Source organism: Mesorhizobium sp. WSM1293, from assembly GCF_000513875.1.
Classification (GTDB): domain Bacteria; phylum Pseudomonadota; class Alphaproteobacteria; order Rhizobiales; family Rhizobiaceae; genus Mesorhizobium; species Mesorhizobium ciceri.
In genome coordinates, this window is record NZ_AZUV01000001.1 from 1061786 (window position 1) to 1077151 (window position 15366).

Genomic DNA, 15366 nt, shown 5'->3' on the forward strand with positions numbered 1-15366 from the left:
TAGCTTTTTCTAACTTAACAGATCGTTCAATGAGGAAAAATTTTCTGCATCTCCTTAGTATAGTTTTAAATGGTTCTCGATATTCACTTCGGACATCACCGTTCGAGTGCAAGGCATGCGCGGAATTCCTGCGGTTTCTTCCAGGCCAATCGCATCATTGGTTAGCGCCGCGACGGTGGGCTCGCTCACCTGGCTCGTATCGCTAATCAATCTCTCGGAGAAAAGGCTGCTTGTCATCCTTGGCCTTTGCGCTCTGTGGGCGCTTCTGTTGCTGGATTGTCAGCAAAGCGCCAAGACAAATTGGCCAAGACGCAGGTGGTTCAGCATCTATCTATCGCTCATCCCCTGCTTCCTGTTTCTTTTCTATGTCTATCTCGAAAGCGTTTTCGGCTATTTCGATTGGGCCGCGATGTTCATGCATATCGGTGCCGGGGTTCTTACCCCCGGCGTCGTTCTTGAATGTTTGATGAACACCGGAAACACGATACTGGTCATCTTGGTCGTGCTTCTCGGTCTCGGCGCGCTAAAGGCGCGCGGCACACTGACAAGGGGATTAGACGTCGCCCTGATGGCGTTCTTCCTGGCGGCAAACCCGATGCTGACGCGCCCGATCGCGGCGGCGGTCCATCTCAACCCGCTGCATGATTTCCTGTCCAAGCACTTCGTCGATATTACCTCGTTGACGAAACCGGCCGCGGGGGCGTCCGTGACCGCCGTGCCGAAGAACCTCATACATATCTTCATCGAGAGCGCCGAACGCACCTACATGAACGAGGCGACGTTTGGCGATGTCATGGGTCCGCTGCTCGAGTTCGACAGGCGTAGCCTCTCAGCGACCAACATGGTGCAGCTGGCCTACACCAACAATTCCATCGCGGGCATGGTCGCCGCGAATTGTGGAACGCCGCTGCTGATGTCGTATTTCACAACCCGCGAGTATCTGGAGGAGAATTCGCAGTTCCTGCCAGGCTTGACCTGCTTGGGCGACGTCCTGAAGTCGCGGGGCTATCGGCAGAGCTTCGTTTCCGGTTGGCCACTCGGCTTCACCGGTCAGGGGGCATTCTATGCCACCCATGGCTACTCATCGCTTTTTGGGGGATCGGAAGTGGTCGCTGCCGTCGCCGGGTCTGGCAGCACTTTTGGCGCCAGCGACGCCCAGGTTCTGGATATGAGTTTCGACATTTTGCGGCGCGCGCAGCGAGACGGCAAACCGCTCGCGCTGACGATCGCCGTCAGTGGTGGGCACGCGATGGACGGCTATCTGACGGACAAATGCATCGGCAAGACCGGACTTTCTCCGCAAGCCCCCAATATTCTCCATGCCGTCAAATGCACGAACATGCTCATCGCGGACTTCATTCACAAAGCCGAGGCAGAAGGGCTGATGGCGAATACCGTTCTGGTGCTGCAAAGCGATCACCTCAGCGCGCCGAGCACGGTGACGGATCAGTTGAACAGGTTTGAAAGACGCAACTTTTTCTCCCTGTCGGGCGATGGCATTCGCCCCAGCACATATGCCGGACTTTCGAGCGTGGTCGATATATTCCCGACTATTTTGGACGCTCTAGGCGTGCCGCTCCCGAATGGCAAGGCTGCATTTGGCGTCTCGCTGCTCGGGGATCGACCGACAATGGTCCAAGCGCTTGGGCAGGCCCAATTCGATGACGCGATCTATGCCGACGATGTTCTCGTCAGATCATTCTGGCAACTGAAGCCGGCACGGACGGCTGCGGCGTCCGAGGCTGAACCTCGTTAATGCGAAGCATATGCCGGCTGAGCACTCGACACCGGTTCGCTTCTTGGTCTCCCCGTACCGAAACCGGACGTTCCACGATGTGCATCCAGCCGTCGGCATCATCCCCTCGCGGGTCTTGTTGTCGTCAAGGCTACCCGGACCAGCCGTCCCGATTGCCGTCACCTCAATAACCCGACCGGGCGGGAAAGAAACTTCGAAGCCATTGCAGGATTGACTGGAGCCGCATGTCCTTCAATCTCCGGAACCGTGCTAGAGATTGCCACCGATTGAATAGCGCCTGCTGTTTCGAGGTCCCCCCTGCTGGTTCGAGGTCCCATTGACAAAACGGCTATCGGATTTCGACATTGGCTTGCTGCTGACACTCGACGCGCTGTTGAAGCACCGGAACGTCACCCATGCGGCGTCGAGACTGAACATTACCCAATCGGCCTTGTCGGCCCGCCTGACGCGTCTGCGTCACTTGCTGAACGACCCACTCTTCACAATGGCGGCGTCTGGACGGGGAATGATCCCGACGCCTCGCGCATCAAAAACTTCTGCGGCTTGCCGGTCACCGTCACCGGCAATTCGGCGCGGAAGCGGAAACGTCATCTCAGGCAAAGGGCGGTCGTCTGCAGCTCGCTGTCGGCTTCCAGGCTGATGAACCCAAGCAGTCCGTTGGCGGCTGTCTCGTGCCGCATCCAATTGCCAGCCCGAGCCAAATTTTCATGGCACAAATATAAGAAATATATATGTAAGAAATACCACGATATGGACAGCGCCCGTCAAGAATGTTGTTCTTTCAGTACTAAAGCTCACATTGCATATGAAGAGCGCTAAAATCAAAAGCACTGTGTCAGTCGCTGGAAGCCCCAGGGTTAACCCTCTGCCCGTCAGCAGGCTGGCGGCTGCGACCGCCGGTATTGTCAAACCGATTGTGGCGCAAGCCGAACCCATCGCGACATTCAAACCGCGTTGCAGCTCATTGTTGAGTGAAGCGCGAACCGCCGAAATGGCCTCCGGCATCAACACCAGCCCGGCGATCATTGCCCCCACAATGCTGTCAGCCTGGGTCACCTGGTAGGCAACGAGCGTATCTTCGACGCTTGCCGCGACCTGCTCGGCGAGCATGACAATGCCGATCAGCCCGATCAAAAGCAGCAATGCGCCGGCAAAGACGCTTTCGTGAGGAGCAGTCCGCAACGAAACGCCGTGGGCTTGCCCTTCGACAAAGTCTTCCCGGTGGCGGACAGTCTGCGCGAACACGAAGCTTGCATAAAGCAGCACCGAAAGCACGCTCACAAAGCCAAGTTGAGCTGCCGAAAATGTGCCCGGCCCCGTAGCTTGTGTGTAGGTCGGCAGAATAAGCGTCATGATGGTCAGCGCGATCAGAACCGCCAAATATGCGCTGGTCCCTTGTCGAACAATTGCCTGCTTGCGATGGCGCCAGCCGCCAAGCGCAAGACACGTGCCGACGACGCCGGTAGATGCAATCATCACCGTTGAAAAGACGGACTCACGCGCAAGCGTAGGGTTGTTCTCTCCATGCAGCATCATGGAAACGATGATCGACACCTCGATTGCCGTCACGGCAAAAGTCAGCACCAATGTGCCGTAGGGCTCTCCTACACGCCGAGCCACCGCCTCGGCGTGGTCGAGCACCACGAAAATGGTGGTGAACATGATCGCACTCGAAAGCGCTCCGACGAGTATCCTGACGCCCAGCGAACCTTCGTCCGCCGACAGCCCGCCTGTCCTGACGGCGACAGCCATGACCAAGGCGGCCAGCGGCATCGCATATGAAGTCACCGAACGTCCGAAACCGCTCATGCAAGCCCCTGCACGCTGCTGCGAACCGTGGCTGCATTCGCGCACCGACAGATCGAAGCGTTCACCCGTTCACGCCGTCTTCTGCGCCACCAAGCCCAGCTCCTCCACCATCGCCTCGCGCATCAAGAACTTCTGCGGCTTGCCGGTCACCGTCATCGGCAATTCGGTGCGGAAGCGGATGTGGCGGGGGATCTTGTAATGGGCGATCTGGCCGGCGCAGAAGTTTCTGACCTCCTGCTCGGTGGCGATCTGGCCGGGCTTGAGCACGATCCAGGCGCACAGCTCCTCGCCATATTTGGCGTCGGGAATGCCGAACACCTGCACCTCCTTGACCTTTGGATGGCGGTAGAGGAATTCCTCGACCTCCCTGGGATAGACGTTCTCGCCGCCGCGGATGACCATGTCCTTGACCCGGCCGACGATGTTGCAATAGCCCTCGGCGTCGATGGTGGCGAGGTCGCCGGTGTGCATCCAGCCGTCGGCGTCGATCGCCTCGCGGGTCTTGTCGTCGTCGTCCCAGTAACCCTTCATCACCGAATAGCCGCGCGTGCAAAGCTCGCCCGGTACGCCGACCGCAACTGTAGCGCCATCGGCATCGACCGCCTTGACCTCGACATGGGGGTGGATCCGCCCGACGGTCGAGACGCGCTTTTCCAAGGGGTCGTCGACGCCGCTCTGGAACGACACCGGGCTGGTCTCGGTCATGCCGTAGGCGATGGTCACCTGTTCCATATGCATCAGCGACACCACCTTTTTCATCACCTCGATCGGGCATGGCGAACCGGCCATGATGCCGGTGCGCAGGCTGGAGAGATCGAAGGCGGAAAAATCCGGATGATCCAGCAGAGCAACGAACATGGTCGGTACGCCATAGAGCCCGGTGCAGCGTTCCTGAGCCACCGCCTTCAGCGTGGCGCCGGCGTCGAACCCTTCTCCCGGGAAAACCATGGTGGCGCCTTTCGAGACGCAACCCATCGTGCCCATCGACATGCCGAAGCAGTGGTAGAGCGGCACTGGTATGCAGAGCCGGTCGTCGGCGGTCAGCTTGATCGCCGAAGTGACGAAGTTGCCGTTGTTGACGATGTTGCCGTGGGTCAGCGTCGCGCCCTTGGGGGCTCCCGTGGTGCCTGAGGTGAACTGGATGTTGATGGCTTCGCCCGGCTTCAGCTTCTCAGAGATGCGGTCGAGGCTGTCATGCTCGTCACGCCCGGCCATGGCCAGCACATCACCGAAATTGAACATGCCGGGCGAGTTCTCGTCACCCATGCGGATGACGATCTTCAACGCCGGCAGTTTTTGTGCCTTGAGCTTGCCCGGCGTGGCCTTGGCGATCTCGGGTGCCAGCGTCTCGATCATGCCGAGATAATCTGACGTCTTGAACCTGGCAGCGGTGACCAGCGCCTTGCAGCCGACCTTGTTCAGCGCATAGTCGAGCTCGGTCAACCGATAGGCCGGGTTGATGTTGACCAGGATCAGGCCGATGCGGGCGGTGGCGAACTGCGTCACCAGCCATTCCCAGCGGTTGGGCGACCAGATGCCGACGCGATCGCCCTTTGCCAGGCCCAGCGCCAGGAAGCCGGCAGCCAGCGCATCCACCGTGTCCGAAAGTTCGCTCCAGGTGAAGCGCTTGTTCTGGTCGACGAAGACGGCGGCGTCGAGCGTGCCGTATTTGCTGACCGTGTCGGAAAACAGCGCGGGGATGGTGTTGTCGAGCAGCGGCACGCTGCGTTCGCCAGAGACATGCGCCCTACCATCGACGGGTGCGACGAAGACACCGCCCGCTCGCGCTCCGCGTCCGCGCAGATTGCTGGCATTCTTCAGCTCGTCGAGATTGACCGGCATCGCTCTCTCCTCCCGGGATTGGCCGAGCCTATCAGCCTGAGGGGGTGGTGAAAATCCCGCCGATAGTCGTGGCAGGGCAACGATCCGGCCCACGACGCTTCGGGGCCCTTCGTTGGTTGATGAACATCAAACGCAAAAACCCGCCTGGGCGGCGGTCACTGGCGCAAATCAGCACCATGGGCAAAAATGTAGCATAGCTGCCCTCACCAATCAAGGAAATAATTCCTATACAGGAAAGCCCCGGCGCAAGGCTACCGACACCGCGGGACGGCCGCCGTCAGGGTTTTCAAGCCGGTTCAGAGCCCTGAGGGGCAGCGGGCGAAGGCCCGCCGCTATCCGACCGCAGTCGCCATCTTCGCCGCGATGTCGCGCAGGACCGCTTCATCGGCCGCCGGCCGTGTCTTCCTGGATGCCACGAGACAAGCCTGCGAGCGCAGGACGAGGCCATCGCCCAGCACCTTGAGATGATTGGCGCGCAGCGTCGAGCCGGTGGTTGTGATGTCGACGATGACATCGGCCAGACCCGCCGCCGGCGCACCTTCGGTGGCCCCCAGGCTCTCGACGATGCGGTAGACCTGGATGCCGTGCTTCTGCGAGAAGAATTGCTGGGTCAGCCGCCAGTATTTGGTGGCGATGCGCAGCCGCCGGCCATGGCGCTGGCGAAAATCGGCAGCGACGTCGTCGAGGTCGGCCATGGTGTCGACGTCGAGCCAGATGTCCGGCACGGCCACCACGACATCGGCATGGCCAAAACCGAGACGGGCGACGATTTCGGCGCGGCTCTCCCAGTCGGCAAGGTTTTCACGCACCAGGTCCTCGCCGGTGATGCCGAGATCGACGGCACCCTGGCCGATCTCGCCTGATATTTCGGAAGCCGACAGGAACACCACTTCGACATCGTCCAGGCCCTCGACGCGGGCGTGGTATTTGCGCTCGTCGCCGGGCAGGCTGACGGCTAACCCGGCTTTGGCCAGCACGTCCAGCGCCTGCTCTTTCAGGCGGCCTTTGGATGGGATCGCCAGCGTGATCATGGCGCCGTCTCCCGCAACGCCTCGATGCGGTCGAGCCAGACGGAAAAGCCGACGCCGGGGATCGGCGTCTTGGCGCCAAGCAAGGTCAGCAGCCGGTCATAGCGGCCGCCGCCGACCAGCGGCCGGTCGCCATTGTCCGCCGCGATTTCGAAAACCAGGCCGGTGTAGTAGTCGAGCGGGCGGCCGAACGCGGCGTCGTAGCGGATTTTATCGGCCGGCAAGCCATGCGCTTCGATCGCCTTGGCGCGGGCAGCGAACTTTTCCAGCGCGACATCGAGCGACAGCCCTGCGCCGGTGGCGAAGGTCTCCAGTGCCTGGGCCGCACCATCAAGCGGAACGTCGATCGCCAGAAAATCCTTCAGCGCGGAAAACGCCTCGCTCGACAGCCGAACGCTGCGCAATTCGGCTTTCTCGATCAGCCGCCGGGCAATGTCGGACGGCGAGCGTCCGGCGGACGCCGACAGGCCGGCCTCTTCCATGCCGCTGGCGATATGGGCGGAAAGACCGTCCAGATCACCGTCGAGGACCAGAGCGGCGACCGGACCTGAGAGCTGGCTGTTGCGCGGCGGGTTGGCGAGATCGGCGAGTGCCGCCTCAAGCATCGGCGCCGAGCCGAAAGCGCGGGCAAGACGCATGCGCCAGCCGCGCGGCAGCCCAAGGGCGGCCAGCACCGCCTCGAAAATGGTCTGGTCGCCAAGCGTGATCGCCAATGCCTGGCCAGGCAGCACCAGCGACAGCAGCGCATGCGCGTCGGCCACCGAGCGGGCATCCGCTTGCGCGGTATCGCGGTCGCCGAGATCCTCGATGCCGGCCTGGAAGAACTCGTTGCCGCCTTCGCGGCGCTGGCGAAACACCTCGCCCAGATAGGAATAACGGCGCGGCGTGCCGGCCTGCGAGCTGATGTGGTCGAGACAGACCGGGATGGTGAATTCCGGCCGCAGGCACAATGTCTGGCCGGTCTCGCTTTCGGTCAGGAAAATCCGGCGGCGCAGATCCTCGCCGGCCATGTCGAGGAACGGGTCCGCCGGCTGCAATATGGCGACCTCGACCGCATGCGTGTTGCGCGTGGCGAAAAGGTTGGTGATGTCGGTGGAGATGGCGGGGGTGCGGGAGGTCAACTTGCTGACCTCAGTGCTGCACGACCCTCTGGTCCCAAACCAGAGGCGCCAACGCGGCCTCTACTTGCCACGCGCCCTCTCCTCAGCCTGCGCCGCCAATATCTTCCTCACCTCGACGACCAGCTCGCCCTCCGCCACCGTCACCTGCGCCGGGCGTGCGGCGCGCCATTCGGCGTTGTCTGATATTTCGGCAGACATGCGCGCGCCTTCGATCAAATCCTTGATCTGCAGCTCGCCCTTGGCGCGCTCGTCGCCGCCCTGGATGATGGCGACCGGACAGCCGCGGCGGTCGGCATATTTGAGCTGCGCCTTCATGCCGGCGCCGCCGAGATACATTTCGGACCGAATGCCGGCGGCGCGCAGCTCCGCCACCATCTTCTGGTAGCGGCCGAGGCTGTCGGTGTCCTTGTCCATCACCAGCACGACGACCGGCGCAATCACGTCCGAGGCATCAAGCTTGCCGAGGTTCTTCAGCGCGGTCATCAGCCTGGAGACGCCGATGGAAAAACCGGTTGCCGGCACCGGCTCGCCACGGAAGCGCGAGACGAGGCCATCATAGCGCCCGCCGCCACCGACCGAACCGAAGCGCACGATCTGGCCGTCTTCGTTGGGGATTTCGGCCAGAAGCTCGGCTTCGAAGACAGGGCCGGTGTAGTATTCGAGGCCGCGCACGACCGAGCGGTCCATGGCAATCCGGTCTTCGTCATATCCGGCCGCCCTGACCAGCGCTTCAATCGTGGCGAGTTCGCCGACGCCTTCCTGGTAGATCGCGTTCGAACTGACCATGGAATCCTGGCCGGCCTGTATAGTCCTCGCAGTCGCGAGAAGAACCGCCTCGGCTTGCCCGTTGTTCAACCCGGCGCCCTTGGCGAAGTCGCCTTCGCCCTCCTTGCCGCCGTCCCAGCGGCCCGGGCCAAGCAAAAGCTTCACGCCTTCCGGCCCGAGCTTGTCGAGCTTGTCGATCGCACGCAACACCGTCAGCCGGCGGCCGGCATTCTCCTCGCCGCCAAGGCCGATCGCCTCCAGCACGCCATCCAGCACCTTGCGGTTGTTGACGCGGATGACGTAGTCGCCGCGCTTGATGCCCAGCGCTTCCATGACGTCGGCCATCATCATGGCCATTTCGGCGTCGGCGGCCACACCCGGCGTGCCGATCGTGTCGGCATCGAACTGCATGAACTGGCGGAAGCGGCCGGGGCCGGGCTTCTCGTTGCGGAACACCCAGCCTGAGCGATAGCTGCGGTAAGGTTTTGGCAGCCGCTCGTAATTCTCGGCGACATAACGCGCCGTCGGCGCGGTCAGGTCGTAGCGCAGCGACAGCCACTGATCGTCGTCATCCTGGAAGGAGAACACGCCTTCGTTCGGCCGGTCCTGGTCGGGGAGGAATTTTCCGAGCGCATCGGTGTATTCGATCAGCGGCTGGTCGGCCGGCTCAAAGCCGTAAAGCTCATAGACCGAGCGGATCGTCGCCATCATCTTCTCGACGGCGCGGATGTCCTCGGCGCTGCGGTCGGCAAAGCCGCGCGGCAGTCGCGCTTTCGTCTTTTCCGATTTATCGGCCATGGGGTGTTTGCTCGGCGTTTTATGATGCTTGCAGGTCGGCAATGTTGCGATTTTCGCAACGCGGGTGTCCTAACCGAAGAGGTCGGATGCGGCAAGGGTCAGACCTCTGGCGCTGCCGATGAGAGAAGGCGACGCCGCACCTCCTTGAAACCAATCCGGACCGCAAATGAAACAATCCCGCCATGCGTGCGGCATCGTGCCGACACAATCGCCGCCGATAAAGCGCGGGAAATGAGGGGTTCGCGGCCATGACCAGCACAGCAAGATTCCATGCCATCGACAGCGATGCCGGATTGTCCGCACGCTTGCGCCCGGCCGACATCAACGTCCCGAAAATGGTCAGCCAGGCTGCCGGACCGTTCGAAGTACCCGCCGACACCGGCAAGGGACCATCCATGCGCGACGCGTTGATGACCGGCCTGCTGGTGATCTATCCGACCCTGGCCACGGTGGTGGCGATCGTCGCCGGCCTGGTGCTGGCCAGCGCCAACGGCACCTGAGCCTATTTCGGCCGCCTGAAAGCCTTCCGCTGCTTCTCGACCTCTTGGCGGCAGGCGCAGCCCTCGAGGTGGTCGTTGACCAGGCCCATGGCCTGCATGAAGGCGTAGACCGTGGTCGGGCCGACAAAGCTCCAGCCGCGCTTCTTCAGCTCCTTCGAAATCCGCACCGAGACGGCCGTTGTCGGGTTCGCGCGCAGATGGGCGAGGTCGACGATTTGCGGCCGCTCGTCCTTGCCGGGTTCGAACTTCCAGAACCAGGCGGCCAGTGAGCCGAATTCGTCCACCATTTCGCGGGCGCGCCTGGCGTTGTTGATGGTCGAGACGATCTTGCCGCGATGGCGGATGATGCCGGCATTGCCGAGCAGGCGCTCGACATCCTTGTCGGTGAAGCTTGCTACCTTGTCGAATTCGAAATTGGCGAAGGCTTCGCGAAAATTCTCCCGCTTGCGCAGTATGGTCAGCCACGACAGGCCCGACTGAAAGCCTTCCAGGCAGATCTTTTCGAACAGCCTGCGGTCGTCGGCCACAGGCCGGCCCCATTCATGATCGTGATAGTGCAGATAGTCGGGCAGATTGCCGTGCCAGAAGCAGCGCGCGACACCGTCGGGGCCGGCGAGCAGGCCGGTGTGTTCCTTGTCCATAGGCCAAAATCCGTTCGTTAACGCGCTTTTGCGCGGCATTTACTGCGGCTTTACCAGATTCCTGAACCCGGCGGTAACCACACCAAAAGGTTTACTGACAAAGCCGCATTTTACGCATTCCGATTCATGTTTCGGTTGCTGCTTGCGCGCCAATGATCGCCGAACCGGGAGGACGTTTCCACCCGTTTGTATCAGACGATCAAGGTGCGTTACGATGAAGACAGTGTTGTTTCCCGTGCTCGGCGCCGTGGCTGTGTTTGCCGCCGGCGTCACACCCTCAACCGCCGGCGACCGCTATGCCGACAGGCCGCCGGTGATGGTGAGCCCCGACCTTTCCGCACCCTGGGTGCTGCAGCTTGGCCATGCGCCCGGCATCGTGCGCCAGAACCGGCAGGTGGTGCAGCAGCAGCGACGCCTGCGCCCGGCGCAGCCCGACCGGGTGCAGACGGCGGCGGTGCAGCCGCCGGCCAAGCGCATGGTCGCGCGTCCTCAGATCAACCCGATCTACCTGCCGCAGGAAGTCGACTATGACGGAGGCCAGAAGCCGGGCACGATCGTCATCGACACCACGCAGAATTTCCTCTTCCTGGTCGAGAAGAACGGCAAGGCAAGGCGCTATGGCGTCGGCACCGGCAAGCCGGGCTTCGAATGGTCGGGTACGCACAAGATCACCAACAAGCGCGAGTGGCCGGACTGGCGCCCGCCGGCCCAGATGATCAAGCGCGAAGCCGCCAAGGGCCGCTATTTGCCGACCTATCTTGCCGGCGGCATGGAGAACCCGCTTGGTGCCCGTGCGCTCTACCTCGGCACCACCGAATACCGCATCCATGGCACCAACCAGCCGTGGACGATCGGCGGCGCGGTGTCGTCGGGCTGCATCCGCATGCGCAACGAGGACGTCGTCGATCTCTATGAGCGGGTCAATGTCGGAACCACGGTCGAGGTGATATAATAGTCCTTGCGAATCACCTGGCCGGCAAAGCAGTCCGCGTTTCGAGGCCAGTTTAGGGATACGGGGGACGGGCCGTATGGGGATGCGGCCGGTCAGGAAGGGCAGCACGGGAAACCGCGCTGCCCTTTCCGTTTTGAGCAGAAATCGAGGGCAAAAGGCCACCCACGCGTCGCGCAACGGGCATAGCGGTTCGCTTTCATGCTGCCCTTTGCCGCATTCTTTTGCTATCTCGGTGGCAAGTTCCACAAAAGAGTTCACCCATGCCTCTGTCCGAAGACAGCCGTTATCTCAAGGGCGGCCCGGTAGCCCAGCGCATCATCGCCGCCGTTGCCGAGGACGCAGCGATCGCCAAAGCCGAGGGTTTTCCGCCCAAGCTGATCTCGATCACCGTCGGCGACACCGATGCGGTGGACGTCTATGTGCGCAACCAGCGCGCCAAGGCTGAGCTCGCCGGTATCGATTTCGAGGAACGGCGCTTTCCCGCCACCATCACAGCAGGCGAGTTGGAAGCTGCGATCCACGGCCTGAATGCCGATCCGCGCGTTACCGGCATCATCATCCAGCGGCCCGTGCCAGCGCATATCCCCATCAAGACGCTGCAAGCGGCGGTGCATCCGCTGAAGGATGTCGAAGGCATGCATCCGGCCTCAATCGGCAACATCGTCTACAACCAGCTCGATCTCGCGCCTTGCACGGCGGCCGCCTCGGTCGAGCTGCTGAAGGAGACCGGCCTCGACCTCAAGGGACTGGAAGTCGTCATCGTCGGCCATTCGGAAATCGTCGGCAAGCCGATCGCCTTCCTGTTGATGAGCGAAGGCGCGACGGTGACGGTCTGCCACCACATGACGCGATCGGTCGCCGCCCATGCAAGGCGCGCCGATGCGCTGTTCGTCGCCGTCGGCAAGCCGCGGCTGATCAAGGCCGACATGGTCAAGCCGGGCGCTGCCGTCATCGACATCGGCATCAATTCCGAAATCGCCCCCGACGGCTCCAGCCGCATCGTCGGCGACGTCGACACTGAAAGCGTGCGCGAGGTCGCCTCCTGGATCACCCCGGTGCCGGGCGGCGTCGGCCCGATCACGGTCGCCATCCTGCTGCGCAACACCATGGTCGCGCTCAGCCGCCAGCGCGCGCTCTACGAGGCGACTTACGGCACGGCGGACAGGCTCGCGGCGGAGTAAGCGCCCGCCAAGGTCGTCCTATTCCGCCGCGATCAGGGTCTCTTCCAGAACACCTTCCGGCCTCGGCCCGCCATAAGCCCAGTCGAGTAGCTTGATCGTGTGCACCACCGGCATCTTCGCGGCGGAAGCGATTTGCGTGATGCAGCCTATGTTGCCGGTGGCAACGATCGAAGCCCCCGTCGCCTCGATGTTTTTCACCTTGCGGTCGCGCAGTTTGGCCGAGATCTCGGGCTGCAGGATGTTGTAGGTGCCGGCGGAGCCACAGCAGAGATGTCCTTCACGCGGCTCGCGCACGATGAAGCCGGCCTTGGCCAGCAGTTCTTTCGGCTGGCGGGTGATCTTCTGGCCGTGCTGCATCGAGCAGGCCGAGTGATAGGCAACGACAGTGCCCGGCTTGCGAACCGGTTCGGGCAGGTCGAGGGTCGAGAGATATTCGGTAACGTCCTTGGCCAGTGCCGAGACGCGCGCGGCCTTGTCGGCATAGGCCGGGTCGAGCCGCAGCATGAAACCGTAGTCCTTGATCGTCGTGCCGCAGCCCGAGGCGGTGATGACGATGGCATCGAGCCCGCCCTGGTCGAGGGCGCGTGTCCAGGCGTCGACATTCTGCCTCGCCGAGGCAAGCGCGGCCTGTTCCCGCCCCATATGATGGACCAGCGCACCGCAACAGCCTTCGCCCGGCGGCACCAAGACCTCGACGCCGAGCCGTGTCAGCAGCGAAATCGTCGCCTCGTTGATGGCGGGATCGAGCACCGATTGCGCGCAGCCGGTGAGGATGGTGACGCGGCCTCTTTTGGTCCCCTGCCCGGCATGGATGCCTGGCGAGGCCATCGGCGAAGCTGCCGGGATCGAGGCCGGTGCGAGCTTGAGCATCGCACTGAGCGGCTTCAGCGCCGGAACCTTGTCGAACAGGCCGATGAACGGTTTGCCCAGCTTCGCCAGCTTGAGCGCGGCGCGAAACCGCTGGGGATAGGGCAGCACGAAGGCCAGCATGGCGCGGGTCAGGCGGTCGAGCAGTGGCCGCTTGTAGGTCTCCTGGATATGGGCGCGGGCGTGGTCGACCAGATGCATGTAGTTGACGCCCGACGGGCAGGTGGTCATGCAGGCAAGGCACGACAGGCAGCGATCGATATGGGTGACGATCTGCTTGTCGGCCGGACGGCCGTTTTCCAGCATGTCCTTGATCAGGTAGATGCGCCCGCGCGGTGAATCGAGCTCGTTGCCGAGTGTCACATAGGTCGGGCACGTCGCGGTGCAGAAGCCGCAATGCACGCATTTGCGCAGGATCTTTTCCGATTCCGCGACATGCGGATCGGCAAGCTGGGCAAGCGAAAAATTGGTCTGCATCGCTGATGTCCTAGGCCATGCGGCCGGGATTGAAGATATTCTTGGGGTCGAATTCCTGTTTCAGGCGCGCCGATAGTGCAGCAAGAGCGGGCGGCTGCGGCTCGAACACCGGTAGAGCGGCGCGATGCGAGGGTGCGGCGCGCACCAGCGTCGCATGGCCGCCGCCATGTTTCCTCAACAGCCCGCGCAGCAGAGCGGCTTCCGGATCGCCCTGTTCCATGCGCAGCCAAACCAGTCCGCCCTGCCAGTCATAAAAGGCGCTGACGGCGGCCTGCATGCGCAGCGTCAGGACCATCTGGTGGCTCTGAGAAGGCGTCATCGAGATGCGCCAGACCGGCTTCTCGCTGCCGTCGGCGAAAGGCCTGCAATCGCGAACGTCGCGCCAGATCAGCCGCGAAACCTCGCCGCCAATCTCCTCCAGCGGGCCGGCATTGCCGAGCAGCGTTTTCAGCGCGGCGATGCGGTAGGCGACCGACGGGCCGAAACCCTCGACGCGCAGCAGCGTGGCGGCCTCGCTGCCGAGACTGCCGCTGGCGACGCGCGCGGCGATCCGCTCCGGCAGGTGGGCGGCACTCGATACTTCAGCACTCGAGCCAAGCGCCAGGGCCATGGCGGCGGCCGCGGCATCGTCGAGCAGGCTACGGATGGCGAGCGTGACTTCGGTCTCGGCTGCCGGCAGCACCTTGAAGGTGACGTCGGTGAAGACGGCCAGCGTGCCCCAGCTGTTGGCCATCAGCTTCGACATGTCATAGCCGGTGACGTTCTTGACCACGCGACCGCCCGACTTGAAGGCCTCGCCACGACCGGACACCACATTGATGCCCAGGACATGGTCGCGCGCGGCCCCCGCCTTGAGCCGGCGCGGACCGGAGAGGTTAGCGCCGAGCACACCGCCGATCGTACCTTTGCCCGGTTCGCCACCAAGCAGCGGGCCGTAATCCATCGGCTCGAAAGCGAGCTGCTGGCCGTTTTCCGCCAGCAGTTTTTCGATCTCGGCCAACGGTGTGCCTGCCTTGGCCGACAGCACCAGTTCAGCCGGTTCATAGAGCGTGACGTCAGATAATTTCGACAGGTCGAGCGTGTGTTCGGTTTGCAGCGGCCGGCCGATGCCACGCTTGGAGCCATGGCCGAGGAGTTCGAGCGGCGCCTCTTCCGCCACGGCCCAGGCTATGGTGGAGAGGACTTCGGATGGGGTGGTCGGGGTGAAGGTGGTCATGAAGAGACCGCGCCAGATGCGAGTTCGGATATGCCGAGTTCCGTGGCGCCCCCCTCTGTCCTGCCGGACATCTCCCCCTCAAGGGGGTGTTTGGACCGGGGACATCGCGAACAGGTGTGCGAGGACATCGCGAACAGTTTGGCGTGCTCTGCGCCGGGAGGTTCGCGATGCCATTTGGGGACACCAGCGTGATGGATGGGAAGTTGGAGTTTGTGCGTCTTGCCGTGCAGGAAGGCAGCAATGTCAGTGCGCTTTGTCGTCGTTTCGGGATCGGCCGAACCTGTGGTCACAAGTTGATTGCGCGGTATCGCGCCCATGGCGAGGCCGGGCTTGCGGAGCAATCGCGTCGCCCCACGACGAGCCCGGGGCGCAGCCCGGATGCAGTGGAGGCGGCGGTTCTTGGCATGCGCCAG

14 protein-coding genes are annotated in these 15366 nt (G+C 62.8%); 6 read left to right on the forward strand and 8 right to left on the reverse strand.

Going from position 1 to position 15366, the window contains the following annotated elements; all coding sequences use genetic code 11:
* Positions 1–115 precede the first annotated feature (115 nt).
* Both M729_RS0105370 and M729_RS1000000136900 read left to right on the forward strand, forming a co-directional pair.
* On the forward strand, positions 116–1756 hold the full coding sequence (locus M729_RS0105370) for a sulfatase-like hydrolase/transferase (RefSeq protein ID WP_027160981.1): 1641 nt from the start codon (positions 116–118) through the stop codon (positions 1754–1756).
* Positions 1757–2105: 349 nt separating this feature from the next.
* The gene (locus tag M729_RS1000000136900; protein ID WP_255337252.1) at positions 2106–2396 is read left to right on the forward strand and encodes a LysR family transcriptional regulator; all 291 of its coding nucleotides are present in this window, start codon (positions 2106–2108) and stop codon (positions 2394–2396) included.
* 65 nt (positions 2397–2461) lie between these two features.
* Here the strand turns inward: M729_RS1000000136900 and M729_RS0105380 are convergent, their stop codons facing one another.
* From M729_RS0105380 to hisS, 5 genes are all read right to left on the reverse strand, one after another.
* Positions 2462–3565, reverse strand: coding sequence for a calcium:proton antiporter (locus tag M729_RS0105380; protein WP_027160982.1), 1104 nt, complete (start codon positions 3563–3565; stop codon positions 2462–2464).
* A 69-nt stretch (positions 3566–3634) separates the two neighbouring features.
* A complete protein-coding gene (locus M729_RS0105385; protein WP_027160983.1) occupies positions 3635–5407 on the reverse strand; it encodes an AMP-binding protein in 1773 nt (590 codons plus the stop codon).
* Positions 5408–5739: 332 nt separating this feature from the next.
* Entirely contained in the window at positions 5740–6438 is a 699-nt protein-coding gene (gene hisG, locus M729_RS0105390; RefSeq protein ID WP_027160984.1) for an ATP phosphoribosyltransferase, read from the reverse strand.
* On the reverse strand, positions 6435–7556 hold the full coding sequence (locus tag M729_RS0105395) for an ATP phosphoribosyltransferase regulatory subunit (RefSeq protein ID WP_027160985.1): 1122 nt from the start codon (positions 7554–7556) through the stop codon (positions 6435–6437). Before M729_RS0105395 ends, hisG begins: the two co-directional genes overlap by 4 nt.
* A 60-nt stretch (positions 7557–7616) precedes the next feature.
* Positions 7617–9119 carry a histidine--tRNA ligase gene (hisS, locus tag M729_RS0105400; RefSeq protein WP_027160986.1) on the reverse strand — a complete coding sequence of 501 codons (1503 nt, stop codon included), beginning with the start codon at positions 9117–9119 and terminating at the stop codon, positions 7617–7619.
* 248 nt (positions 9120–9367) lie between these two features.
* Here hisS and M729_RS0105405 point away from each other — a divergent pair, with 248 nt between their 5' ends.
* Positions 9368–9619, forward strand: a complete 252-nt coding sequence (locus M729_RS0105405; protein ID WP_024502332.1) for a hypothetical protein — start codon at positions 9368–9370, stop codon at positions 9617–9619.
* A 2-nt stretch (positions 9620–9621) separates the two neighbouring features.
* Here M729_RS0105405 and M729_RS0105410 read toward each other — a convergent pair whose 3' ends face one another.
* On the reverse strand, positions 9622–10260 hold the full coding sequence (locus M729_RS0105410) for a DNA-3-methyladenine glycosylase I (RefSeq protein ID WP_013530355.1): 639 nt from the start codon (positions 10258–10260) through the stop codon (positions 9622–9624).
* Between the two features lie 214 nt (positions 10261–10474).
* On the opposite strand from M729_RS0105410, the gene M729_RS0105415 reads away from it, so the two are divergent.
* Both M729_RS0105415 and M729_RS0105420 read left to right on the forward strand, forming a co-directional pair.
* On the forward strand, positions 10475–11212 hold the full coding sequence (locus M729_RS0105415; RefSeq protein WP_032808011.1) for a L,D-transpeptidase: 738 nt from the start codon (positions 10475–10477) through the stop codon (positions 11210–11212).
* Between the two features lie 260 nt (positions 11213–11472).
* Positions 11473–12393, forward strand: a complete 921-nt coding sequence (locus M729_RS0105420; RefSeq protein ID WP_027160988.1) for a bifunctional 5,10-methylenetetrahydrofolate dehydrogenase/5,10-methenyltetrahydrofolate cyclohydrolase — start codon at positions 11473–11475, stop codon at positions 12391–12393.
* An 18-nt stretch (positions 12394–12411) separates the two neighbouring features.
* Here M729_RS0105420 and glcF read toward each other — a convergent pair whose 3' ends face one another.
* Positions 12412–13737, reverse strand: a complete 1326-nt coding sequence (glcF, locus tag M729_RS0105425; RefSeq protein WP_027160989.1) for a glycolate oxidase subunit GlcF — start codon at positions 13735–13737, stop codon at positions 12412–12414.
* Between the two features lie 10 nt (positions 13738–13747).
* Entirely contained in the window at positions 13748–14953 is a 1206-nt protein-coding gene (locus tag M729_RS0105430) for an FAD-binding protein (protein ID WP_027160990.1), read from the reverse strand.
* Between the two features lie 167 nt (positions 14954–15120).
* Between M729_RS0105430 and M729_RS1000000136905 the strand changes: the two genes are divergently transcribed.
* The coding region (locus M729_RS1000000136905; protein WP_027160991.1) for a leucine zipper domain-containing protein at positions 15121–15366 on the forward strand (246 nt) is incomplete at its 3' end.

Bases quoted from the DNA above. Each gene is read 5' to 3' on its own strand.
- M729_RS0105370 (WP_027160981.1), top strand. From the start codon at position 116: ATGCGCGGAATTCCTGCGGTTTCTTCCAGGCCAATCGCATCATTGGTT.
- hisG (WP_027160984.1), bottom strand. From the start codon at position 6,438: ATGATCACGCTGGCGATCCCATCCAAAGGCCGCCTGAAAGAGCAGGCG.
- M729_RS0105380 (WP_027160982.1), bottom strand. From the start codon at position 3,565: ATGAGCGGTTTCGGACGTTCGGTGACTTCATATGCGATGCCGCTGGCC.
- M729_RS0105430 (WP_027160990.1), bottom strand. From the start codon at position 14,953: ATGACCACCTTCACCCCGACCACCCCATCCGAAGTCCTCTCCACCATA.
- hisS (WP_027160986.1), bottom strand. From the start codon at position 9,119: ATGGCCGATAAATCGGAAAAGACGAAAGCGCGACTGCCGCGCGGCTTT.
- M729_RS0105405 (WP_024502332.1), top strand. From the start codon at position 9,368: ATGACCAGCACAGCAAGATTCCATGCCATCGACAGCGATGCCGGATTG.
- M729_RS0105385 (WP_027160983.1), bottom strand. From the start codon at position 5,407: ATGCCGGTCAATCTCGACGAGCTGAAGAATGCCAGCAATCTGCGCGGA.
- glcF (WP_027160989.1), bottom strand. From the start codon at position 13,737: ATGCAGACCAATTTTTCGCTTGCCCAGCTTGCCGATCCGCATGTCGCG.
- M729_RS0105410 (WP_013530355.1), bottom strand. From the start codon at position 10,260: ATGGACAAGGAACACACCGGCCTGCTCGCCGGCCCCGACGGTGTCGCG.
- M729_RS0105420 (WP_027160988.1), top strand. From the start codon at position 11,473: ATGCCTCTGTCCGAAGACAGCCGTTATCTCAAGGGCGGCCCGGTAGCC.
- M729_RS0105415 (WP_032808011.1), top strand. From the start codon at position 10,475: ATGAAGACAGTGTTGTTTCCCGTGCTCGGCGCCGTGGCTGTGTTTGCC.